Genomic DNA, 23,273 nt, shown 5'->3' with positions numbered 1-23,273 from the left:
TTTCATATGGAAAATAAACAAACCAAAAGACCATACTCATTTGAATTAGCCTCTAGTCTGATGGCTCTGGCATTAATCCTAGCACTCATGTATGTTACTCAGAGTGTTTTACTGCCTTTAATATTCTCAATTCTGATTTCAATTTCCCTATATCCCTTAGCTCGATTTTTTGAAAGGTTGCGCCTAGGAAAAGCTTTCTCAGCAATTCTAGCTGTTATTGTTGCCATCGCAGTTATTTCAGGGTTGTCATGGTTTATTGTTTATGAAAGTATCTTAATTGGTAAAGATGCATCGTCAATTACGGACAAAGTACTCTCTGTATTTGAGGGTGGACAGAAATGGATAGAGACCCAGTTCGGAATTGAAAGAACAGAAATAATGGAAAAATTAAGAGAACAGGGTGAAAAAGCCATGGAAAATGCAGGCGGAATGCTGACATCCACCTTTGGCTCAATTGGAAATATTCTCGCTAGTGCCATATTAGTACCCCTATTAAGTTTTTTCCTGTTGTATTATCGCGATTTCTTTCGCGAATTTTTCTTTAAAGCATTTAAGTCTTCGCCTCAGAGCAAAGTCAATGAAGTACTGAATAAAATTTACGAAGTTGTGCAGAGTTATTTAGTCGGATTAATTACCGTCATGGGAATTGTAGCTGTATTAAATACCGTCGGTTTAATGGCTCTGGGAATTGATTATGCTTGGTTCTTTGGCTCCCTTGCTTCTTTGCTGATGCTCCTGCCCTATATTGGAATTGCTATTGGTTCAATCCTTCCAGCATTATTTGCCCTTGCCACCAAGGATAGTGCGCTCTATGCTTTAGGAGTAGTTGCCTGGTTCCAAGTCGTTCAATTCCTTGAAGGAAATATCATCACGCCTAATATCGTAGGATCAAAGGTGAGCATCAATCCATTGATGGCAATTATCGGAATCCTATTAGGAGGGATGCTGTTTGGACTTGCCGGCTTAATTATTGCCCTGCCTTTAATCGCTACATTAAAGGTTATCTTCGATGCTAACCCTAACATGGAAGCATTCGGATTCTTAATCGGTGAACCAGAAAAACTTCACCTAAAAAGAAATTCTACGCAAGAATTACTAATGAAATGGGGAATTGTTCGAATGCCTAAAAACAAGAAAAAAATTAAAGTTGATCTGGATGTTCATGTCGATAACCTGGAGCAGGCTCCCAATGCGGAAATGAAATATAAGGAAATCAATGAGTCTGAGGAATTACCTTATGAAGACCTCCCTCAGGACGAATTTCAAAAAAACAAAGACAATAAAGAGGAAAATAAAGAAGATTAAATAAAAGAAAACGGGACGTAAAAACATACGTCCCGTTTTCTTTTATCTTAATTCTCACCTAAATCAGAGCCCAATTTTCGCATGGCGGTAACCTCAACACTATAAACGCCAAACTCTTCCATAACCCGTCCGTGCAGTTCATAGAATCCACCTCCTTGAAATGGATATTGCCTCAATACTGGAGGAAAATGAACCGTATCCAACCATTCGCCCTCAACATCCAAAAAGGTCCCAAAACACATCCGCTCCTTCTTTATCGTCCGTGTTTCCTTCAAGGTTACAAGCCTGCCAATAACTTTTATCTGTTGTCCAAGCAGGTTCGTCAATTCCTTGACCAAAATACTGCCTTTCAGATGCTCCCTATTCAGAAGCTCATAAAAATCTCCAACCACAAAACCCAATAGATCCAGTTCATCTCGAAGATCTTCCTTCCTATTCTTTTCAAAATCAGGTAAAGAGAACTTCAGCTCCTCCGTTTCGAATAAAGTAACAGGATCGTCCTTTTCGGTACGTTTATTTCTAAAATTAGCCTCCCATAACAAGGTTTTCTTATCCATCCCCGTAAATCTTAATGCCCCGATCCGAATCAGGATATTGAGCTGCTCAGGAGCTGGATGCAACCGTTGCAAAACATCGTTCAAACTTTTATAGAAACCATTCCTTTGTCTTTCCTCTACAATCTGATGGGCAAAATCCTGTTCCAAACCTTGAAGGTGAATCAATCCCACATACACCTGCTGACCCATGATATTCGTCAGATAGTCGCTGTGATTCAAGCATGGAAGTTCAATCTCCCCGCCATTCTTCTGAAGTTCATGAAAATAAAATTCCGTCCTGTAAAAACCGCCAAAGTTATTGATCACCGCAACATAGAATTCACATGGAAAATAGGTTTTTAAATATAGACTCTGATAGCTTTCAACGGCGAAAGATGCGGAGTGTCCTTTGGCAAAAGAATAGCCGCCGAAACTCTCCATCTGTCTCCAAACCTCTGCCGTAATTGCCTCTTCATAACCTTGCGCTCGACAATTGGCAAAAAACTTCTCTCGCATCAATTCAAACTTATTCTCCGACCTATACTTCCCACTCATCGCCCGACGCAGGATATCAGCCTCTTCCAATGAAATCCCCCCAAAATGGTGCGCAACCCTAATAACATCCTCCTGATAAACCATAACACCAAAAGTTTCCTCCAAAAGCTCCTTCATTTTAGGATGTAAGTACTCAACCTTGTCCCTATCGTGATAGCGTTCAATATATTGCTTCATCATGCCTGATTGGGCAACGCCCGGACGGATAATTGAACTGGCGGCTACCAGCGTAATATAATCCGAACACTTCAGCTTGCCCAATAACTGACGCATCGCAGGACTTTCAATATAAAAGCAGCCTATCGTGTCTGCCTTTTGAATCATATCCGCCAATTTAGGATCCTCTAAAAAACGCTCTACTTGATGTATATCGATATGCTTCCCCTTATTTCGCAACACCAATTCCAATGCATCTTTTATATGTCCTAAACCCCGTTGGCTCAAGATATCGAACTTAAACAAACCGATTCTATCTGCTTCGAACATATCCATATGCAGAGTTAAGAAACCCTTAGGTGGCAACTCCAATACCCCATATTGATTCAAGGGCTGCTCACTAATTAAGACCCCTGCTGCATGTACACTGACATTGCTTGGAAAATCAACTAACAAGGCGCCATACTTCTGAATCCAGCGCTGAATCTTATCCTCAGCAGACCATTCCCGCTTATGAACCAACTCATCTATCTCTTCCTTCGGTAAGCCGAAAACTTTACCCAGTTCCCTAACAATTGCTCGTCGTTGAAAGGTCGTATACATCCCAAGTAAGGAAACATGCTGACGCCCATATCGCATAAATAAGTATTCAAAAATCGAATCCCGATCTTTCCAGCTAAAGTCAATATCAAAATCTGGCGGCGATGTTCGGTTGGGATTCAGGAACCTCTCGAAATATAGATCTAATTTCATGGGATCCACATCTGTGATACGAAGACAATAGGCAACAACAGAATTGGCTCCACTACCGCGACCAACATGGTAAAAACCCTGCTCATTCGCATATCGAAGCATATCCCAAACAATCAAGAAATATGAGTTAAACTTGGATTGCTTGATGATAGACAGCTCCTTCTCCACACGATCCATCGCCTTTTTATTTTTGACTCCGTATCGAATCTTACAACCTTCAATAGCCAATTTTCTCAATAGCTCATGGTCACCTTCCTCCGAAGCTGTAAAATGCTTTTTATTCTTATCAATGTGGAACTCCATTTCAATCGAGCAGCTTTTAATTACCTGCATCGTCTTACTGATGACCGTTGGAAATCTTGCAAAAGCATATACTAATGTTTCCTCATCCAACAAGGTTTCATTGGGCTTTGCAAAATCGTCCTTTGTTAGTTTTGATAACAACGTATTCTTAGCAATCGCCCTTAAAATACGATGTAGGTCATAATTAGTTTTATCCTGATAGGTTACCGGGTGCAAGATGACCCAACAGTCCGCATTTAATGCCTCTTGCCAACTCAACTTATTAAGATCTTCCATCCTCAGACCTACAAGCTCCTGACCTCCCAATTGATCCAATTCAGGGTGATTCCCAAATGAATAGATAACCCAAATATCCGCAGACTCAAATGATGGCCTGTTGGGAAATGCTAATTTGCGCTGCTTATAAAATGAAAGAAAGCTTTGAATCGCCAGCAATCCAGCATTATTCTTTGCTAAAAGAATATAACAAAATTCATTTTCATTCCGTACTTCAACACCAACAATGGGCTTGATATTCGCCTCTTGACATTTCAATACAAAATCCCAACAATCTGCCGTGCTGTTGATATTGGTCAATGCCATTGCCTTCAGCCCGAGTAGCTGTCCCTTCTCCACCAAATCCTTTGTTGGAATGGTTCCATAATGAAAACTAAACCAAGTCTTGCAATTCAAAAACATATTACAAGATTAGGAAATATTTAATTCATTTTACTAAAAATATTAGCATTTTTTATCAAAATAAAAGCCGAGTATTTCATACTCAGCTAATTACTATTTATATATATTGGTGGTTAATCTAAACAAATAATCTAGTCTTCCCAAGTCCACCCTAATTGCATGGATACAGCAAGGTGATCAGAGAGGGCTTCTCCATCCACATTGGTGAAACGATCAATCTCAACCTGATAATCCATAGGAGTGAACTTTAGGTTTTTACTATTCCTAAAGAAAATTTTATCCAAGCTCTCCGTATCATTGTTCAGACTTAGCATATGTTGCGCAATAAACTTGGGAATGACCTCCGGAAAAACTCCTTTCCTAAGATATTGAACCCACCCATCCGACAAACCAGTGGTCAATAGAAATTCATGTAAATTATCTCTTTTATATGCATAATGTGCATTAAAATCGCCCATCACAACAACTGGACGATCCACCGAATGTTCATTGATATAGGCTGCCAATTGACGAAAATTCTCACGTCGAGCTCTGGCTGCCCGAGCAACATCACTAGAATTCGCATGAACATTATATACATCGATACTCACCTGATTTGCAAGCTCAATCTTCGCAAAACTAAAACCCTTTACTGTCCAACAATCCGGCCCGCTGCAATGACGCCATGGTATTCTTCTATATTCTAAAATCGGAAACTTGGACAACGTATTTAATCCATCACCAACAGGAATCTTCCCTTTGCTTGCCGTACGATAGGGATGTAAATTCTTAGAATAAAATGCATTATTGTAGTTAAAATCTTCTTGAACATTTATGATATCATAAGGCTCAACTTTTTCCCCAATTTCCGCAATACTTAACTTCCTAGGTAGTTTAGCCGCTGAAATTCCCTGAGGAAGACCTGCAATATTGTATGTTAGTAATGAAATTTTCCCTTGGAGATAATGGTCAGATTTATGTTCTCCCTGTGGAATAGCTACAGAAATCAGCTTTCCTTTTAAGTTTTTAAACAAAAATAATAATACTACAATTACCCCAGCAAGTATAAAAAGTATGGTCATCTATTAATTTATATGAAACAAAATATCGTTTTCAAATTACCTTAGTTGGTACTTCATATTAAATTATCATTATAAATCAGTCAATTCCCATTCCAATTTTAATGAAATAGCACAATGGTCCGACAAGGGAATGCCTGAATCCGTGGAAAATAAGTCATGCTGAACTAGATAATCTTTTGGTTTGAATATAATATTATCACTGTTACGAAAATAGATCTTATCAATACTTTCGCAATCGTCGGTAACTTTTAAGGCATGTTGAGCAACAAAATTTTCCTGCTTTTCAGGCAATCTGCCCTGGTTGCGAAGCAAAACCCAACTATCAATTAAATCAACTTCCTTTTGAAATTCACGAATATTGTCTGCTGTGAACGCATAATGCGCATTAAAATCTCCCATAATAAGCAATGGTTCACAGCTCGAATTTTCCTTAATAAATGCCGCAAGCTGAGCTAGATTTTTCTTCCGTGCTTGAACAGCTTGTTGATTATCTTGCGCCGTTGCATGTACATTATAGACATCCAAAAAAACATCCTTCGCAATTTGAATCCTCGCAAAACTAAAACCCTTGGGGGTTAAACAGTCACTGCCGCTACAATCATTCCAGGCAACACGCTGCGATTCCATAATGGGATATTTTGAAAGTGTGCTCAATCCATCACCAAAAGGAACTCCACCCATCGCTTCAGTACGATATACATGAAGATTCGATGCATAAAGATCGCTGTTATAATTGAAATCTTCCTGTACATTAACGATATCAAAAGCATTAACCCGCTCTCCTATCGTACGGATACTTGATGCCCTTGGTGTCTCAGCACTCGAAATCAACTGCGGCAAGCCCGCAATATTATATGTCAATAAGGAAAGCTCGCCTGAACTAGTCCTCGCCAATTCCGGATATGTGGCCAATGGAACTGCACGAGAACCTTTGCTCTGCTTATAACTCAGAAGAAATAACAATGAAAATAGTATAGACAACAATCCTACAAACCTGAAATGCCATGCTTTACTTTTTTGTGGATACGGAAGGTTGATTAGCATATCGTTCAACATAAATCCCAACACAAAACTATCCTTAACAATTAAACCTATCCTTAAATCAATATTAAAGGTTTGTTGATTTGATGTTTCGAAATTATTAAGCGTTTACGATGCGTAAATATTTCAATCATAATTACTTAACACCAAATTAGTATTAAAGAAATATTATGGTCATACTTTTATCAGATAGACAATTTTGAATTGTAAATGAAGAAAGTTGCTTTTTTTTCAGAAATCCTTATTGAGGATTTCGATGGTGCTTCTAGGACAATGTTCCAAATTATTAACCGCATCGATCACACTGAATTTTCCTATCTTTTCATCTATGGTAAAGGACCTGATCAATTCTGCGCACACCAATCTTATCAAGTCCCTACCTTCAAAATTCCAATCAATGATGATTATACCATTGCTGTCCCCCAACTTTCAAAATGGAAACTAGAGGATGCTCTGGATAACTTCGCCCCAGATGTTATTCATATCGCGACACCGTCCCTCCTCGGATTCTTCGCTATGAAATATGCCAAAAGAAATAATATTCCTATTATCAGTATTTACCATACACACTTTATTTCCTACATAGCTTATTACCTAAGAAACTTATCCTCCTTAATCAAACCGGCAGAATATTGGATGCGAAAAGCAATGCTAAGCTTCTATAATAGCTGTCAAAAAGTGTATGTACCTGCACATAATATTATCGAAGAATTAAAAGAAATTGGTATCCAGCCTGAGCGACTCACCTTATGGCAAAGGGGTATTGACTTAAGCCTGTTCAACCCTGAAAAAGCAAACCAAGAATATATTCAAGGAATCACTAAAAATGACAAACCCAATATTCTTTTTGCCAGTCGACTGGTCTGGGAAAAAAATGTTCAGACTTTAATCGACATCTATAATCAATTAAAAAAGTCCAAAATAGACTATAACCTCATTATCGCTGGTGATGGCGCAGCTAAGCAAGAAGCACAGGAAGTGATGCCTTCTGCCATTTTCTTAGGAAAGTTGAACCATGAAGAGCTCTCCAAGTTATATGCCTCTGCTGATGTATTTGTATTTACCTCCACCTCCGAAACCTATGGCAATGTAGTTATCGAAGCATTAGCTTCCGGATTGCCCTGCGTAATTGCAAACGGTGGTGGAAGCGCAAGCCTTATTGAACATGGTCGTACTGGATACAAATGCCTCCCTAACAATGCCCTGGAATATGTTTATTTTATCCAAAAAATATTATCTGACAACTCCATCCGACAGGAATTTAGGAAAGAAGGATTAGCATATGTCAATAAATTGGACTGGGGAAAGCTCGCTGATACTTACTTTGAGGATATACAGGAACTGGCAACGGAACCCATTAATACATTTGCATGGGCGAGCAATTAAAAATCAACAGGAAAACGATAAAGATTATCCTTGCCCTGATTATCCTTGCCTTTGTCGTGGTATTTATTTTGAATACCGATTTTGCCGCTACTAAACAAGAACTCAACAAAATCGGATTTAAATTTATTTACCTGATCAGCATCACCTTTCTTGCCTATTTCTTTGGTACTTGGTCCTGGCATGTTTGTTTGGGAAACGATCGAAAAAAAATTAGTCTGATAAGATTATTCGCTGTTCGCCAGGTAGGAGAAACTGTGGGTCAATTTAATCCAACCAGCATTGTCGGCGGAGATTTATTGAAAGCTGAAATGCTAAAACCATACGGAATTTCTTCTGATAATGCTTTAAGTGCGGTAGCTACCTCAAGGATTACAACCGTGCTTTCACAGATACTCCTTTTCCTCCTTGCCTGCCTTTGGTTAAACTGTTTAGAAATCGGACAACTTGCAATTCAAAACCTAGGAATATTCTTTTATGTATTTATTGGCCTGCTGATTCTCTCCAATCTCATTTTTTTCTATTGGTTAATCTTCAGTAAATCCATCTTTAGGGCAAGCAAACCTATTCAATCCAAAAACTTCATTGCAAAACTAATATTCAAGATGCAGGAGTTAATGTTCAATATTCGAAAATCCTATCGCTATAACCCCAAATCCTTTTGGCTATCCTATTTCCTTGCAACTATCCATTGGCTTATTGGCAGCTTGGAGTTTTACTTGATTCTTCTTTTTTTAGGATTTGACGTCATTCCGATGCATGGCTTACTGCTGGACATGGGTGTTATCGTCTTTAAAAGTGCGGGAGCATTCATTCCGGGACAATTAGGGTTTGAAGAATTGGGCAATAAAATCATGCTTCAGATCATCGCCATCTCAAACGCTAGTGTTTGGATTTCCGCTTCCATCCTGCGTCGTGCCAGACAGCTCTTTTGGATTGCTATGGGATTCATCCTTTACCTATTTATCAAAAAGGACAGTAAACAAGATTCTACTTATCAAAATGGAAATATTATTTGTTAGTCATAAGTATCCACCTGCCACCGGCGGAATGGAAAAACAAAGCTATGAGCTTATCAATGGCATCGCTACTCAGGTACCCGTACACCTTTTGGTCTATCAAAAGGGGGAAGAAAGCCTACTAAAATTCTTTATAAACCTCAATTCCAATATATTAAAAATATTAAAGCAGAACCCTGCCATACAACTTATTCATTTTAACGATGGTTTGATTGCTTCCTTAGCACTCTTCCATTCCGGATATAAACATATCAAACGTGTTGTGACCATTCATGGACTAGATGTTGTATTTCCCCTTCGCTATTTTCAGAAAAAAATCCTTCCACGATTTAACGAATACGACCATATCATCGCAGTCAGTGCTGCTACCAAGAATGCTGCGATCCAAAGGGGAATTTCCGAAGATAAAATCTCAGTAATCAATAACGGAGTTGATCATGCTATCGCAGAGTCGGGACATACTCCATTAAATCAAATCTTAGCTTATTATCCTCAATTGGATCTCAAGAAAAAATATATGGTTACCCTTGGGAGGCCCGTCAAAAGAAAAGGCTTCTCTTGGTTATTGAAAGAGGTCGTCCCGAAAATGCCGGCTGATTTTCAATTGATCATGTTGGGACCATATCAACATAAAGGAACATTTATGGAAACTATGCTGAGCATACTTCCTAAACGGATTTACAAACTTGTCACTCTTTTCCTGGGCTATCCTTCCGATGAAAAAGCAATCCGCAAATTGCTCAAGAATCCTGAAATCAAGAGTCGTGTACATCATTTGGGAAAGGTCCCTTTCTCTCATCTTCAGACACTGCTTTCCAATTCCTCGGCCTTTTTGATGCCAAACATTCAAGTGCAGGGTGACATGGAAGGTTTTGGCCTGGTCTGTCTGGAAGCTTCCCTCGCCGGCACGCTCGTTATTGCAGGCGATATCGAAGGAATCACAGATGCTATTCAGCATCGTAAAAATGGTATTCTTTTACCCGCAGGTGATTCTGAGGCTTGGCTCAATCAATTAAATGATGTCTTCGCATTCCCAGAAGATTACACAGAAATCGTTGCTTCCTACCAATCTTTTAGCTTAGAAAATTACAGCTGGAAAATAATGGCTCGCTCCTATCTCCAAACCTTCAGGAAATTGACTTTTAAAAAATCACCCTTAAAACTTGTACATTCAAAAGAGTATTAAAAATGGGGAGTACGGTGATCTTTCTCTATTTTCTTTACGGAGACTGCCCTCTTAATGGCTTCATCACCGTATCGAGCGCGCATAGCATCCATCGCTTGGTATAACCGGACAGCCTCCTCCGTATCTTCAAACAGGTTAATCTGCTGTGAGCCCTGTACCAAATGACTGAAACGAACCCCAATTAGGCGGACTAACATCCGCCTATCATATAGCTTAACGAATAGCTCCTTGACTTTCTTCAGCAAGACGCTGTCCGATGCTGTATACGAAATTACCATCTGTTTACTGACCGTATCAAAGTTTGCATACCGAAGCTTTACCGTCACACAGCCCGTCAGACGCTCCTGATTTCGCAATTGAAAGGTCAAACGCTCCGTCATACGAATCAGCTCACTGTTCAAAAATTGCATATCGATTGTATCCTGTATAAAGGTTTCTTCTGTACCAATGCTCTTCTGCTCCGAATAGGGAACAATCGGAGAAGTATCAATTCCATTCGCCTTTCTCGAGAGATCTATACCATTCTTCCCCAATAGATTGTGCATCATCGGCGCCGGAATCTCACTCAAAATCTTGATCGTCTTCACCCCCATCTGCAACAAAAGCATACTCGTCTTCTCGCCTATCCCCGGCATCCGCTGTATTTTTAAAGGTGCTAAGTAGTCCTTTTCAAAGCCATGCAAAATCTCCTTTTTACCATCCGGCTTCGCATCATCTGTCGCAACCTTACTCACCAATTTATTCGAAGCCAATGCATAACTAATCGGCAACCCACTCTCCTTTTGTATCTTCGTCTTTAACTCAACCATAAACTGACTGCAGCCAAAAAAACGATCAACGCCCGTTAGATCTACATAAAACTCATCTACACTCGCCTTCTCCATCACCGGAACCGTATCCCGAACCACATCCGTCACTACACGAGAATAATAACTATAGCTGTCCATATCGCCACGAACAACGATAGCATGCGGACATAACCGTAAAGCTAGCTTCATCGGCATCGCACTATGAACCCCGAATTTACGCGTCTCATAACTACAGGCAGAAACAACTGCCCGGTCGCTCATACCACCTACAATCAAGGGCTTACCAATGAATTTACTGTTCTTCAGACGTTCTACGCTCACAAAAAACGTATCTAAGTCTAAATGAGCAACAAACCGCTTATTATCAAACAAATCCATAGTAATTCCGAATATCAATCAATTCAAAATTACTAAAATTCTTAGTAAAACAAGTTTTATTTATTTATTCCAACGTTCAATTTCTTTCAACAACAGCGGAAACGCCGGATACGTCATGCCATGATCATATCCATCCAATTCCAACAATTTAACCTGTGGATGCCCAACAATCTTCAACATTCTAGCCAGATAGGCATTCTCCTCATAACGACCGACCATCTCAAGCTCACGGTCTCCCGTAATTAACGTAATAGGTACCTGATTCTTACGAACCCAAAATAATGGAGCAAATTCATCTACTACGGGTTGATTGATATCGATTCCCTTTTCAGAACGAGCCGTAAAATGACTGATACATTGCGCACTAAATGGTACAACTCCATATAACTGATCCGCATCGATTCCCTCATCCTTCAGGTATCGCGGATTCAACGCTAACATCAAATTCAGATATCCACCTGCAGAATGGCCAGAAAGAACAATCTTCTTATTATTTCCACCATATTCTCCAATATGATTAAAAGTCCATCGAACAGCCTTTGCAGCATCTTGGATAATATCCTCAACTTTCACTTTCGGAGACAAACGATAGCCAACCCCGATGACCGCAACCCCCTTATCTTTTAAATATGATGGAATTTCTTTACCCCCACCTGTCAACCCGCCACCATGAAACCATAGTATAGTCACAAAATCCTTCTTGTCTTTCGGATAATATACATCAACCTGACAGCGCTCCTTACTGTATTCATCCGCCCCAGAACCAGCGTAAGAAATATTTTCCTTGAGTTCATACTTTCCGTTTTGGGCGTATAACACACTTATCGAAACACTTAAAATTAATATGGAAAGAAATCTCTTCATGATATTGGATTTTGTTAAAAAGTAGAATAATCCTAAAAATAAGACAAATAAAATGAATTTTGTATTTTTACGAGGTTTGCAGAAATCAATCCTGTAAACCCATCAAAAACTTACGGAAAAGTACATGAGTGACGAAATCAACGAGATAGAAGAAAATAACGACTCAAACCCAAATCAAGACCAACAGAGCAACACAGTCCCACTATCGGGATTGTATGAAACCTGGTTTTTGGATTATGCTTCCTATGTTATATTAGACCGTGCTGTACCTCATATCAATGATGGTTTCAAACCAGTGCAACGACGAATCCTCCACTCCCTAAAGGAAATGGATGACGGCAGATTTAACAAAGCAGCAAATGTCATTGGGAATACCATGAAGTATCACCCCCATGGTGATGCATCTATTGGTGATGCCATGGTACAAATCGGGCAAAAAGATCTATTGATCGACTGTCAAGGTAACTGGGGCGACCCGATCACCGGAGACTCAGCAGCAGCTGCTCGTTATATCGAAGGTAGATTGTCCAAGTTTGCCAATGAAGTCGTATTCAACCCGGATACAACCGAATGGCAATTGAGTTATGATGGTCGTAATAAAGAACCTATTACCCTGCCTGTAAAATTCCCTTTGCTATTGGCGCAGGGGGCTGAAGGTATTGCGGTTGGTTTGGCTACCAAGATCATGCCCCATAACTTCATTGAATTGATCGATGGATCTATACAGGTATTAAAAGGTGAAAGACCAGCAATCTATCCGGATTTCCCAACGGGTGGAATGGCCGATGTTACTGGATACAACGAAGGACAACGCGGTGGAAAAATTCGAGTTCGCGCAAAAATCGAAGAACGTGACAAAAAAACTCTGGCAATCACAGAAATCCCTTTCGGAACAACGACCGGATCACTCATCGATAGTATTGTCTCTGCCAATGAAAAAGGAAAAATAAAAATTAAGAAAATCGAGGATAACACCGCAGAATTCGTAGAAATTATCGTCCACCTTGCACCCGGAATATCTCCTGATGTAACAATCGACGCTCTTTATGCATTCACCGGATGTGAAACTTCCATTTCTCCCAATACTTGTGTCATCAAGAACAATAAACCTCATTTCATGAGTGTCAATGACATCTTGATTGAAAACACTAAACAGACTAAAAGCCTATTAAAACAAGAACTTGAAATCAGGCTACATGAACTTCAAGAAAAGATCTTTTTCAGTTCCTTACTGAAAATCTTCATCCAAGAAGGGATGTATAAACATCCCGATTATGAAAATGCTGGGGATTTCGACACCGTAGTTCAAGTATTGAATCAGTTATTCGCACCATTTTTCGATCAGTTTTACCGCCCAATTACTCCTGAAGATTACAAGCGATTAATTGACAAGCCTATGAGTAGCATTACTCGTTTTGATGTCAAAAAAGCGGATGAACAGATGAAGGCTTTGGAGGATGAAATTAAAGAGGTTCGCAAAAACCTCCGTAACCTTACAGAATACACCATTAAATGGTTTGAATATATTCGTACTAAGTATAGCAAAGGTAGAGAGCGTAAAACTGAATTACGTGTTTTTGATAAAGTGGAAGCGACACAGGTTGCTTTGGCAAATGCTAAACTATATGTTAACCGGGAGGAAGGATTCATCGGAACCAATATGCGTAAGGATGAACTGGTTGGTGACTGTTCCGACATTGATGACATCATTGTTTTCAGAGGCGATGGTAAATATTCTGTCGTTAAAGTACAAGACAAAGTATTTGTAGGCAAGGACATTATCCATATTGCTGTATTCAAAAAAGGCGACGAAAGAACCGTTTATAATGCGATATACAAAGACGGAACTACCGGAACAAGTTATATCAAGCGATTCTCCGTTACTGCTGTAACTCGAGACAAAGATTATGATATCGGTAAAGCTACAAAAGGATCAAAATTCCTTTACTTCACCGCTAATCCAAATGGCGAAGCTGAAATAGTTAATATTCAGCTGAAACCACATTCTAAGCTTCGTAAGCTAAACTTTGATATGGATTTTGCTGAAATCGCAATCAAAGGTCGTGCATCGCAAGGAAATATTGTCAGCAAGTACCCTGTTAAAAAAGTCTCCTTCAAAAGTGCTGGCGTTTCAACACTTGCTGGTAGAAAAATCTGGTATGATGACATCTTAAAACGCCTAAATGCTGATAACAGAGGTAAATTCTTGGGTGAATTTGATGGTGATGACAAAATTTTGATGGCACTCAATGACGGTTCTTATGAACTTTCCAACTTTGACCTGAACAACCACTTCGACGAAAAAATGATCCGCTTGGAAAAATTTATTCCTCAGCAGGTCTATACCGCAATCCATCAGGATACCAAAACTGGAACCTATTATGTGAAGCGATTTAATTTCGACGACAACCCAGTTGGTAAAAGAGTCAGGTTTATTGGTGACGACAGTAAATTAATCCTCCTAACAAACAATGACGCTCCAGTAGTTGGATTGGATATTCTAAAAGGAAAATCCCAAACTCAGGAACATTTTGAACAAGGACTAACTGAAATTGTCGATGTAAAAGGAATGAAAGCACAAGGTAATAGACTTTCCTTCCATACCGTACAAAAAATAAAACTCTTGACCGACGAGAAGGATCTTTCCCAAAACCCAATGGTTGAATCTGAAGGACCCGTTGAAAGTCAGATTGCTGAATCAGTTGAGAAGGTAATTGGAACGGAAATCGAAGAAACAAAAGCAGACGTTAAAAAGGTAGAACCCAAAGATAGTAAGGAAACTGAGGTAAAACCAATCGATGATATTCCTTTTGAAATTACCAATCCAGATGATATTCAAATTGATAATAATGGTCAACTTGGTTTATTTGGTGAAAATGGATCTGAAGATGATTAATAAAAGGTAGCTTTCCAGCGATCAAGCTTTGGAAATATTTATTGAATTACGTTCATAGAAAAAAGGAGAAATAAACCTATTTAAATGGGAATATTTCTCCTTTTACATTTTATAGCTTTTTTAACCCTATTTAGGTTTATAATGAAATTTACCTTTTTCTATCCGGTCTTGTTTGGAGGAATCACAAATTGCAAATGTAAACCCATCTTGTAAAGCATACGATCCAAATTCTCCTTGCTTATTCAATGCCAAAAATCCCACTTGAATCTCCTTTGCAATTTCTGGCTTTTTCTTCACAATCCTCATCACAGCCTCCTTACATGCGTCCTCGGGAGAATAGCCCTGACGCATCAACTCAACGACTAAAAAACTACCTACATTCCGGATTACTTCCTCTCCTACTCCAGTAGATGTCGCTCCGCCGACTTCATTATCTACATATAAACCTGCCCCAATAATCGGACTGTCACCAACACGACCATGCATCTTAAATGCCATACCACTTGTTGTACATGCCCCAGATAAATTCCCATCAGCATCTAGTGCTAACATACCAATGGTATCATGATTATATTTATTGCCCGGCAACTTCTCAGTTGCAAAGGATTTGTTCTCAATATTCATGACCGGTTTATAGTTTTTTTCCTTTAACCATTCCTTCCATGCTTCTTCAGAACTTGGGGTCAGAAGATTTTCGGCCTTAAATCCATTTTCAAGAGCAAATTGTCTCGCTCCATCTCCGACCAACATAACATGGGGAGTTTTTTCCATCACCAATCTTGCTACGGAAATTGGATGTGCAATATCTTCCATGGCGGCAACAGATCCGCAGTTCCCTAATTCATCCATGATACAGGCGTCTAAGGTGACATGTCCGTCGCGGTCTGGATAACCTCCTTTCCCAACTGTTACATTCTTCAGATCTGCCTCCGGAACCTTGACTCCAGCTTCAACAGCATCTAAAGCGCGGCCATTCTTCTTCAATATCTCCCATGCGGCCAAATTGGCTGCTACCCCAAAATCCCAAGTGGAGATGACGATCGGTTTACGAACCGCTTTATCTGACTTCGTTGCCGCTTGACACGAAATCGCTGAGGTAACGGCGCTAATACTTGCAGCCCCTATAATACCTTGTTTTATAAATTTTCTTCTTGAATGCATAGTAATTACAATATTAGGAATAGAAATCTCAAAGAACAAGGATTAAACGATTGTAAATTTTGCATTATTTACAGTTAATTAAATGGAAAAAACGTAAAAATATGCTACTTTACCCCCTATTTTTCGCATATTTATGCCGATTTACCTCTATAACAATTATTAAAGACTAGAATGATGATACGTACAGCCGCTCTATTCTGCACTTTTATCTGTCTAAATAGTATTTCTTTTGCTCAGACAGATTCAACGATCTATAAAAAAGTTGATCAGATCGTACAAGATGCCAAAAAACAATTTGCTCCCGATAAAAGAACAAAAATTGTTGCCCTGATTGATGCCAATCCGATTAGCAATAATTACATTATCGAATCCTCGATCCCTGAAGCAAGTAAATTTATTAAATCAAAAACCAGCAGTATTCCCGCTAACATTCAGATCAAAGCTCTACCTGATTCTTCTGTTGGTCAAAAAATGCATGGAATCGTCAATCTTTCCGTGGCAAACTTCAGAACCAAACCCGGAAATGCTTCTGAAATGGCAACGCAGGCTTTGTTAGGTACAGAAGTGGACTTATTGCAAAAAGTAGATGGAGAGTATCGGGCAAGAACGCCTGAAGGATATATTTCTTATGTTCCTGCTTCTTCTATTGCTGCAATGGATCAAGAAAGCTTAAAAAACTGGAAATCATTACCAAAAATCATTTACACCGCAGAATTTGGAAAATCTCTTTCCAAAGCTGACCCAAATAGCATTCGTGTTTCTGATTTAGTCTATGGAAATATCCTCGGCCTTTTGGGCGAAGAAGGAAATTATTTCAAAGTATCTTATCCTGACCAAAGAATAGCATTTATACCTAAGGATCAAGCTATAACTTTTGAGAATTGGATAAAAACAAGAGAATTGACTCCTGAAAATGTGATCAATAGCGCAAAAACCATGATGGGCCTGCCTTATTTATGGGGTGGTACATCCGTAAAAGGTGTTGATTGTAGCGGCTTTACAAAAACCGCTTATTACATGAATGGCTATATCATCCCAAGGGATGCATCTCAGCAAGTCTTAGCAGGACAATCTGTAGATATCTTGGACAAAGAGGGGCATTTTGACCCAACAAAAGCGTTGAAAAACCTAAAACCTGCAGACCTTTTGTTCTTTGCCTCTGGAAAAAACAGTAATCCCAACGCAAGAGTAACCCACGTGGCTCTATACATTGGAAATGGAGAATTTATTCATTCGGCCGGAACGGTAAGAATAAACTCTATGTTGAAAGAGGCTAGCAATTATGATGACTTCCAAACCAGAACAGTCGTTGCTGCCAAAAGATACATCGGAACACAAGATCAACAGGTTCAAAAAATTCAAGATAACGCTTACTACAAAAATTAATATAATGAATAGCAACGATTGGTTCAGCAAAAAAATGGGCAAGTTTACCTTGCGCTTTCGCCCATATACCCTCGAATTGCGACATGTATTCACTGTTGCTTCGTTTAGTAGAACCACAACACCGGTCGTTTTGACCGAGCTCGAATACGATGGAATTGTTGGCTATGGGGAGGCAAGTATGCCCCCATATCTTGGAGAATCTCAAGAATCCGTCATGAATTTCTTGAACAAGGTTGACTTATCAGCATTCAACTCTCCTTTTCAAACAGCAGAAATCTTAGAATATGTGGATAGCGTCGACCTAAAAAACACGGCCGCAAAAGCAGCAATTGACATTGCTCTTCATGATATTCTAGGAAAATTAATGAATCAACCCTTCTTTAAAATTTGGGGATTAAATCCAAACTTAATTCCTGCCACTTCTTATACCATTGGTATTGATACCGAAGAAATGATTCGTAAGAAAGTGGCCGAGGCAGAACAGTTTAAAATCTTAAAAGTCAAACTAGGCCTCGATACAGATAAAATGATTATCGACACCATTCGTTCCGTTACTGATGTTCCTTTATGTGCGGATGTTAATCAAGGATGGAAAAATAAAGAAGAAGCCTTGGAAATGTCTCATTGGTTGAAAGAAAGAAATGTGGTTTTCTTGGAACAACCCATGCCAAAAGAAATGATTGATGAAAATGCTTGGCTGACTGAACACTCTCCGATTCCTACTATTGCTGATGAAGGATGCCAACGGCTTATTGATGTCCCCGCACTTCAAGGAGTCTACACTGGTATTAACATCAAATTAATGAAATGTACGGGAATGCGTGAAGCTAAACAAATGGCCGAAGTCGCTCGTGCATTGGATATGAAAGTAATGTTAGGATGTATGACAGAAACATCCTGTGCCATTTCAGCCGCTTCACAACTAGCCCCATTAGTAGATTGGGCTGATCTGGATGGTGCCCTATTAATAGGAAACGATATTTATGAAGGGATGCAGGTTAAAGATGGATTATGCATACTCCCTGACCGACCAGGAATCGGAATCATCAAGAAATAGTTGAAATAATTACCAAAGAAACAAATTACCCAAATTATGAAACATCATTTACTCACAACGCTGTGTTTAATGACTTGTACATCTATGCAGGTCGTTAATGCCCAACAAATCGCTGTGGCTGGTAAAGTTTCCGGACCGGACGGAACTCCATTATCTGGAGTAACGGTATCCGTAAAAGGAACAAACAACAGCAGCAGCACCAATGAAAATGGTCTATTTTCTTTAAATGCAGACCAAAATGCTACTTTAATCATTTCTTATATTGGCTATAAAAGTCAAGAAGTTGCTTTAAATGGCAGAAAAACAATCAGTGTAAACCTGGCCCAAGATGATCAAGCCATTGATGAGGTTATGGTAGTGGCTTACGGTACTGCGAAAAAAAGTGCCTTCACAGGTTCTGCTGCAACTGTTAACTATGAAAAGGATGCTAAAGATATTCCTGTAACTTCATTCGAACAGGCTTTGACAGGTCGTATACCGGGCGTGCAAATCAACACAACTTCAGGACAGGCAGGTTCTACCTCTACAATTCGTGTCAGAGGAATTGGATCCATGAATGCTTCAAATGAGCCCTTATATGTAGTAGATGGGGTGCCTGTCGTTTCAGGTAATGTTGGCCAAATGAATAGTGCTATCGCAGGAACGACAAATAATATCATGGCGACCATTAATCCAAGTGATATTGAATCAATCTCCATCCTAAAAGATGCCGCCGCTTCTTCTCTTTACGGTTCACGGGCAGCTAATGGTGTCGTTATTATAACAACAAAATCCGGAAAGGCTGGAAAACCTAAAATCGACTTCAGAACTTCATTAGGCGTAACTCCAAATTGGGCAACCGATAATTACAAACCCGGAGATGTGCAACAACAGATCCAATATTTCTACGAAATATTTCATGATTATAGAACTTCCAATGGATATTCAGAAGAAAAGGCAAACGAATATGCCCTTAACAGAATGAATACAAGATTTGGAATCCATGGATATGAATTCTCATCTGAAGGTACTGGACTTTACGACAAGGTAATCATCAAAGGTAAAACTGATGGTGTCGAAAATAGAGACGGTAAATATTTTGATTGGAATGATGCTTTGTTCCGTACAGGTAAATACCAGACAAATGACCTTTCAGTAAGTGGGGCTACAGATAGAACAAAATACTATTCTTCATTATCTTACACAACGGATAAAGGCCGTACTTATACCAACGAATTTGAAAGAATTGGCGGGCGATTGAATATTTCTCAAAAGCTTTCTGATAAGGTTGAATTTGCAACGAATTTAAACCTAAATCACAATAATCAAGAAGGGTATAATGATACTAGAAATACAGGTACGAACTATATGTATTTGGCAAATAACTTGCTGTTCCCTTTCTACTGGCCAACGGATTATAAAACAGGAGAAGATTATAAACTCAGATACAATTCATTAGGATACAACCCGCTTTATTATGATAAACAATGGGAAAACACTTCTAAAACATTAAGAATCGTTGCAGCTCCATCTTTAACGGTCAAGTTCTTACCTGAATTAACTGGTAAAACTATTTTCTCTTACGACAATGCTGAGGTAAAGGATCATCTGTACTATAGCCCTCAACATTATCATCCTACCAATGGCGCTACTGCAAATGGATCTGTATTTGAATTCAGCACCAATTACAAGAAAATTATTTCCTCAACAACCTTAAACTATAACAAAACATTCGTCGATGATCATACATTAGATTTATTGGCAGGATTTGAAGCTGAGAAAAATGAGGTAAACTACCAATATGCAAGTGGATCCAACTTACCTTCCAGCGCATTGCACACCGTAGCGACTGCAGGAATTAAAGATGCAAATGCTTATTTATGGGGCAACAATATGATGTCCGTGTTTTCTAGAGCAGAATACAATTTCAGAAACACCTACTTCTTATCTGGATCATTAAGGAGAGATGGAAACTCCAGGTTAGGACCTGATACTCGCTGGGGTAACTTCTGGTCGCTGTCGGCTGCATGGAACCTTAAAAATGAAAGCTTCTTCGCTCAGATCGAAGACATTAATCTTTTGAAATTAAAGGCTTCTTACGGAACAAACGGAACACTCCCAACTAATAATTATGGCTGGAGATCCTTGGCGACTTATGGATATAATTACATGGACCAACCGGGTGGTAACTTAACAACGATTGCAGATAAAAATCTGAAATGGGAAAAAAGTCACACCTTCAATGTTGGTGCTGAATTCGGATTATTTGAAAATAGATTATTTGGTACCGTTGAATACTTCAATAGAGACTCAAAAGATTTATTACAAGATGTCAATATCTCGCTTGTTACCGGATTTAACTCAACCCTAATGAATGTGGGTGAAATCAATAACAAAGGAATCGAGATTTCATTGGGTGGAGACATGATCAGAAATGACAATTTCCGCTGGTCTGCAAACGTGAATACATCTTTCTTAAAATCGAAGGTTTCTAAACTTTATGGCGGCAAGGACATTACTTGGTGGGACCCAACTGGAGGGGATTCAAGGGTTCAATTTTTGTATAAAGAAGGCGAAGATGTCTATTCATACTATATGGCTGAATGGGCAGGTGTAGATCCAAGTAACGGAAAACCAATCTGGTATACAAATGATGGTACTGATGGTGAATTCTTACACGAAGGCCGCGGAGCAACAAACAAGGTTTCCGATGCGAAACAAGTTATCGTTGGCTCTCCTATTCCGAAAGCTTATGGAGGATTTAATACCGATTTTGAATACAAAGGCTTTTCTGTGGGATTGAATTTTACTTATAAAATTGGCGGCAAATTGTTCGATTCTGGATCTAGAGATGTTGCCGAGGATGGTTACTATTGGGAAAGAATCCGTTCTTACTATGCGATAGAAAACTCTTGGACACCGGAAAACCCGAATTCATTATATCCAAAAGTAAGTGGAAATGACCCTGAAGATGGTATTACGCGCTCTACACGTCACCTATACGATGCATCCTTCCTTCGCTTGAAAAATGTGAATGTATCCTACAGACTTCCTTCAACGGTAAGCAGTAAGATCGGTTTGAGCAATGCAAGAATCTTCTTCAATGGAACTAATCTATTGACCGCTTCCAAATTTAAATGGGCAGACCCCGAAGTGAACCAATACGGAACTAGAGGCTGGGAAACTCCATTTGGAAAAACCTATACATTCGGTTTAGAAGTTAGTTTATAACCTATCAATTTAGATCATCATGAAAAAGAAATCACTATATATAATAGCTCTTGCAAGTTTATCATTATTTTCTTGTAAGGACTTCTTAGATGTAAAACCAACTGACTCAACAGACTCTAGCGTAACCATCCAAACATTGGCAGATGCTAAAGTAATGATCAATGGACTCACTCGTCAATTAGCAAAATCTAGCCTATATGGCAGAAACCTTATGATATACGGAGATGCTAAAGGTGGGGATTTGACCATCGTCTCCCAAGGTCGTGGGTTGGACGCTCTCTATGTTTTCAACCATTCCATAAATAACAACAACTATTCTGATTTTTGGACTGATGGATATAATGCCATCATGCAGGCAAACAATATCATTAAAAGCATCGATGCCTTACAAGCTGCAGGCACTGAATTGGATTTCAATAATTTTGAAGGACAGGCATTGACTTTGCGCGCATTATTACATTTTGAATTGGTTAAACTTTATGGAAAAACATATACGCAAGATCCCAATGCATTAGGTATTCCTGTAGTTACTGAACTCTTGCCAACTTCTGCACAGCCTTTAAGAAATAAGGTTTCGGAAGTTTACACACAAATCATTGCCGATCTGAATGCTGCCGCTCCATTGCTTGCAAAAACCAAATCAAACGGCTATATCAATTATTACGCAAACCGCGTTTTTCTTTCCCGTGTCTATATGACCATGGGTGACTATGATAAAGCCCTTGCTGCATCAGAGGAAATTATTAATGATAAAGTGTATTCACTGTATTCCAATTCCGAATGGGTACCATCTTGGGCTAGCCAATTTGGAAAAGAATCTATTTATGAAATTACTTTGGCTAAAGACCAAGGTGATTTAGGATCAAGCTCATTAGGATTCTATTATTTAAGAAACAAGGATAATAACGCTTTAGGAAATTTCACCGCATCGGATTATTTCTTGGATAGATTAGGTCAGGATGAAACCGATGTACGTTGGGGAATTTTCACAAAGGACGAATTAGACAGACAAGCTTCTTGTTACAAATATGTTGGATCGGTAGATAAAAAGGGGGATGGAAAAGATACATACACAGCCGTCAACATTAAGGTTGCCCGTCTTTCTGAAGTGTATTTGAATGCTGCGGAATCAGCATTGAAAAAAGCGTCACCTGATAAGGTTAAAGCTGCCACTTATTTAAATGAAATTAGAAAACGTTCTCCTGATCTGGCTGCAGCAACATCTACCTCCATATCGGAGCAAATGATCTTGGATGAGAAAAGTAAGGAACTTTACGCCGAAGGTGTCCGCTATTGGGATATGATTCGAACGAACAAAACCATTACGTTCAATGATGAACATGTAGGTGTTACCATGTCTCATCGTGAAAAATCAATCAATAGAACTTTTTATAAAACCATTTTGCCGATTCCTCAGGTGGAAATCAATGCAAACCCTGGTTTGGAGGATCAACAAAACCCTGGTTATTAATTATTATTAATAATCCATTAAACGGGAAAGAGAAAATCTTTCCCGTTTTTTATTTTCACTAGTTA

Annotated in this window: 15 protein-coding genes; 9 read left to right on the top strand and 6 right to left on the bottom strand. The window is 39.1% G+C overall.

Features of this window, described 5'->3' with window-relative positions; translation table 11 throughout:
* Nucleotides 1–6: 6 nt before the first annotated feature.
* The gene (locus E0Y80_RS16295) at nucleotides 7–1,305 is read left to right on the top strand and encodes an AI-2E family transporter (RefSeq protein ID WP_156308743.1); all 1,299 of its coding nucleotides are present in this window, start codon (nucleotides 7–9) and stop codon (nucleotides 1,303–1,305) included.
* A gap of 47 nt (nucleotides 1,306–1,352) precedes the next feature.
* Here the strand turns inward: E0Y80_RS16295 and E0Y80_RS16290 are convergent, their stop codons facing one another.
* The 3 genes from E0Y80_RS16290 to E0Y80_RS16280 form a co-directional block, all read right to left on the bottom strand.
* Entirely contained in the window at nucleotides 1,353–4,286 is a 2,934-nt protein-coding gene (locus tag E0Y80_RS16290) for a DNA polymerase III subunit alpha (protein WP_156308742.1), read from the bottom strand.
* A gap of 131 nt (nucleotides 4,287–4,417) precedes the next feature.
* Nucleotides 4,418–5,347 carry an endonuclease/exonuclease/phosphatase family protein gene (locus tag E0Y80_RS16285; RefSeq protein ID WP_156308741.1) on the bottom strand — a complete coding sequence of 310 codons (930 nt, stop codon included), beginning with the start codon at nucleotides 5,345–5,347 and terminating at the stop codon, nucleotides 4,418–4,420.
* A gap of 69 nt (nucleotides 5,348–5,416) precedes the next feature.
* Nucleotides 5,417–6,391: an endonuclease/exonuclease/phosphatase family protein gene (locus E0Y80_RS16280; RefSeq protein ID WP_156308740.1), complete on the bottom strand. Its 975-nt coding sequence runs from the start codon at nucleotides 6,389–6,391 to the stop codon at nucleotides 5,417–5,419.
* A gap of 207 nt (nucleotides 6,392–6,598) precedes the next feature.
* Between E0Y80_RS16280 and E0Y80_RS16275 the strand changes: the two genes are divergently transcribed.
* From E0Y80_RS16275 to E0Y80_RS16265, 3 genes are read left to right on the top strand one after another with little or no spacing between them, the layout of a single operon-like run.
* Nucleotides 6,599–7,774: a glycosyltransferase family 4 protein gene (locus tag E0Y80_RS16275; RefSeq protein ID WP_156308739.1), complete on the top strand. Its 1,176-nt coding sequence runs from the start codon at nucleotides 6,599–6,601 to the stop codon at nucleotides 7,772–7,774.
* The gene (locus tag E0Y80_RS16270) at nucleotides 7,759–8,793 is read left to right on the top strand and encodes a lysylphosphatidylglycerol synthase transmembrane domain-containing protein (RefSeq protein ID WP_156308738.1); all 1,035 of its coding nucleotides are present in this window, start codon (nucleotides 7,759–7,761) and stop codon (nucleotides 8,791–8,793) included. The genes E0Y80_RS16275 and E0Y80_RS16270 overlap by 16 nt, the downstream gene beginning before the upstream one ends.
* Complete coding sequence (locus E0Y80_RS16265) at nucleotides 8,774–9,976, top strand: glycosyltransferase family 4 protein (protein WP_156308737.1); 1,203 nt, start codon at nucleotides 8,774–8,776, stop codon at nucleotides 9,974–9,976. Before E0Y80_RS16270 ends, E0Y80_RS16265 begins: the two co-directional genes overlap by 20 nt.
* On the opposite strand, the gene dinB is transcribed toward E0Y80_RS16265, so the two are convergent.
* Nucleotides 9,973–11,163 carry a DNA polymerase IV gene (dinB, locus tag E0Y80_RS16260; RefSeq protein WP_156308736.1) on the bottom strand — a complete coding sequence of 397 codons (1,191 nt, stop codon included), beginning with the start codon at nucleotides 11,161–11,163 and terminating at the stop codon, nucleotides 9,973–9,975. The two genes, E0Y80_RS16265 and dinB, sit on opposite strands and share 4 nt — an antisense overlap.
* Nucleotides 11,164–11,223: 60 nt before the next feature.
* Nucleotides 11,224–12,027 (bottom strand): alpha/beta hydrolase, encoded by an 804-nt coding sequence (locus E0Y80_RS16255; protein ID WP_156308735.1) that lies wholly within the window; start codon nucleotides 12,025–12,027, stop codon nucleotides 11,224–11,226.
* 124 nt (nucleotides 12,028–12,151) lie between these two features.
* Between E0Y80_RS16255 and E0Y80_RS16250 the strand changes: the two genes are divergently transcribed.
* Nucleotides 12,152–14,923: a DNA gyrase/topoisomerase IV subunit A gene (locus E0Y80_RS16250; protein ID WP_156308734.1), complete on the top strand. Its 2,772-nt coding sequence runs from the start codon at nucleotides 12,152–12,154 to the stop codon at nucleotides 14,921–14,923.
* Nucleotides 14,924–15,049: 126 nt separating this feature from the next.
* Here E0Y80_RS16250 and E0Y80_RS16245 read toward each other — a convergent pair whose 3' ends face one another.
* Entirely contained in the window at nucleotides 15,050–16,084 is a 1,035-nt protein-coding gene (locus E0Y80_RS16245; protein WP_156308733.1) for a glycosylasparaginase, read from the bottom strand.
* A 171-nt stretch (nucleotides 16,085–16,255) separates the two neighbouring features.
* Between E0Y80_RS16245 and E0Y80_RS16240 the strand changes: the two genes are divergently transcribed.
* Genes E0Y80_RS16240 through E0Y80_RS16225 form a run of 4 tightly spaced genes read left to right on the top strand, consistent with a single transcriptional unit; the run spans nucleotide 16,256 to nucleotide 23,208 of the window.
* A complete protein-coding gene (locus E0Y80_RS16240; protein ID WP_156308732.1) occupies nucleotides 16,256–17,470 on the top strand; it encodes a C40 family peptidase in 1,215 nt (404 codons plus the stop codon).
* A 4-nt stretch (nucleotides 17,471–17,474) separates the two neighbouring features.
* Nucleotides 17,475–18,527, top strand: coding sequence for a dipeptide epimerase (locus E0Y80_RS16235; protein WP_156308731.1), 1,053 nt, complete (start codon nucleotides 17,475–17,477; stop codon nucleotides 18,525–18,527).
* A gap of 36 nt (nucleotides 18,528–18,563) precedes the next feature.
* Nucleotides 18,564–21,737, top strand: a complete 3,174-nt coding sequence (locus E0Y80_RS16230; RefSeq protein WP_156308730.1) for a SusC/RagA family TonB-linked outer membrane protein — start codon at nucleotides 18,564–18,566, stop codon at nucleotides 21,735–21,737.
* Nucleotides 21,738–21,756: 19 nt separating this feature from the next.
* A complete protein-coding gene (locus E0Y80_RS16225; RefSeq protein ID WP_156308729.1) occupies nucleotides 21,757–23,208 on the top strand; it encodes a RagB/SusD family nutrient uptake outer membrane protein in 1,452 nt (483 codons plus the stop codon).
* Nucleotides 23,209–23,273 lie beyond the last annotated feature (65 nt).

It is taken from the genome of Sphingobacterium endophyticum (assembly GCF_009733535.1).
Classification (GTDB): domain Bacteria; phylum Bacteroidota; class Bacteroidia; order Sphingobacteriales; family Sphingobacteriaceae; genus Sphingobacterium; species Sphingobacterium endophyticum.
This window is presented reverse-complemented; position numbering and strand designations above follow the sequence as displayed.

Bases quoted from the DNA above. Each gene is read 5' to 3' on its own strand.
- E0Y80_RS16265 (WP_156308737.1), top strand. From the start codon at position 8,774: ATGGAAATATTATTTGTTAGTCATAAGTATCCACCTGCCACCGGCGGA.
- E0Y80_RS16290 (WP_156308742.1), bottom strand. From the start codon at position 4,286: ATGTTTTTGAATTGCAAGACTTGGTTTAGTTTTCATTATGGAACCATT.
- E0Y80_RS16285 (WP_156308741.1), bottom strand. From the start codon at position 5,347: ATGACCATACTTTTTATACTTGCTGGGGTAATTGTAGTATTATTATTT.
- E0Y80_RS16245 (WP_156308733.1), bottom strand. From the start codon at position 16,084: ATGCATTCAAGAAGAAAATTTATAAAACAAGGTATTATAGGGGCTGCA.
- E0Y80_RS16235 (WP_156308731.1), top strand. From the start codon at position 17,475: ATGAATAGCAACGATTGGTTCAGCAAAAAAATGGGCAAGTTTACCTTG.
- E0Y80_RS16270 (WP_156308738.1), top strand. From the start codon at position 7,759: ATGGGCGAGCAATTAAAAATCAACAGGAAAACGATAAAGATTATCCTT.
- E0Y80_RS16240 (WP_156308732.1), top strand. From the start codon at position 16,256: ATGATGATACGTACAGCCGCTCTATTCTGCACTTTTATCTGTCTAAAT.
- dinB (WP_156308736.1), bottom strand. From the start codon at position 11,163: ATGGATTTGTTTGATAATAAGCGGTTTGTTGCTCATTTAGACTTAGAT.
- E0Y80_RS16295 (WP_156308743.1), top strand. From the start codon at position 7: ATGGAAAATAAACAAACCAAAAGACCATACTCATTTGAATTAGCCTCT.
- E0Y80_RS16225 (WP_156308729.1), top strand. From the start codon at position 21,757: ATGAAAAAGAAATCACTATATATAATAGCTCTTGCAAGTTTATCATTA.
- E0Y80_RS16280 (WP_156308740.1), bottom strand. From the start codon at position 6,391: ATGCTAATCAACCTTCCGTATCCACAAAAAAGTAAAGCATGGCATTTC.
- E0Y80_RS16230 (WP_156308730.1), top strand. From the start codon at position 18,564: ATGAAACATCATTTACTCACAACGCTGTGTTTAATGACTTGTACATCT.
- E0Y80_RS16255 (WP_156308735.1), bottom strand. From the start codon at position 12,027: ATGAAGAGATTTCTTTCCATATTAATTTTAAGTGTTTCGATAAGTGTG.
- E0Y80_RS16275 (WP_156308739.1), top strand. From the start codon at position 6,599: ATGAAGAAAGTTGCTTTTTTTTCAGAAATCCTTATTGAGGATTTCGAT.
- E0Y80_RS16250 (WP_156308734.1), top strand. From the start codon at position 12,152: ATGAGTGACGAAATCAACGAGATAGAAGAAAATAACGACTCAAACCCA.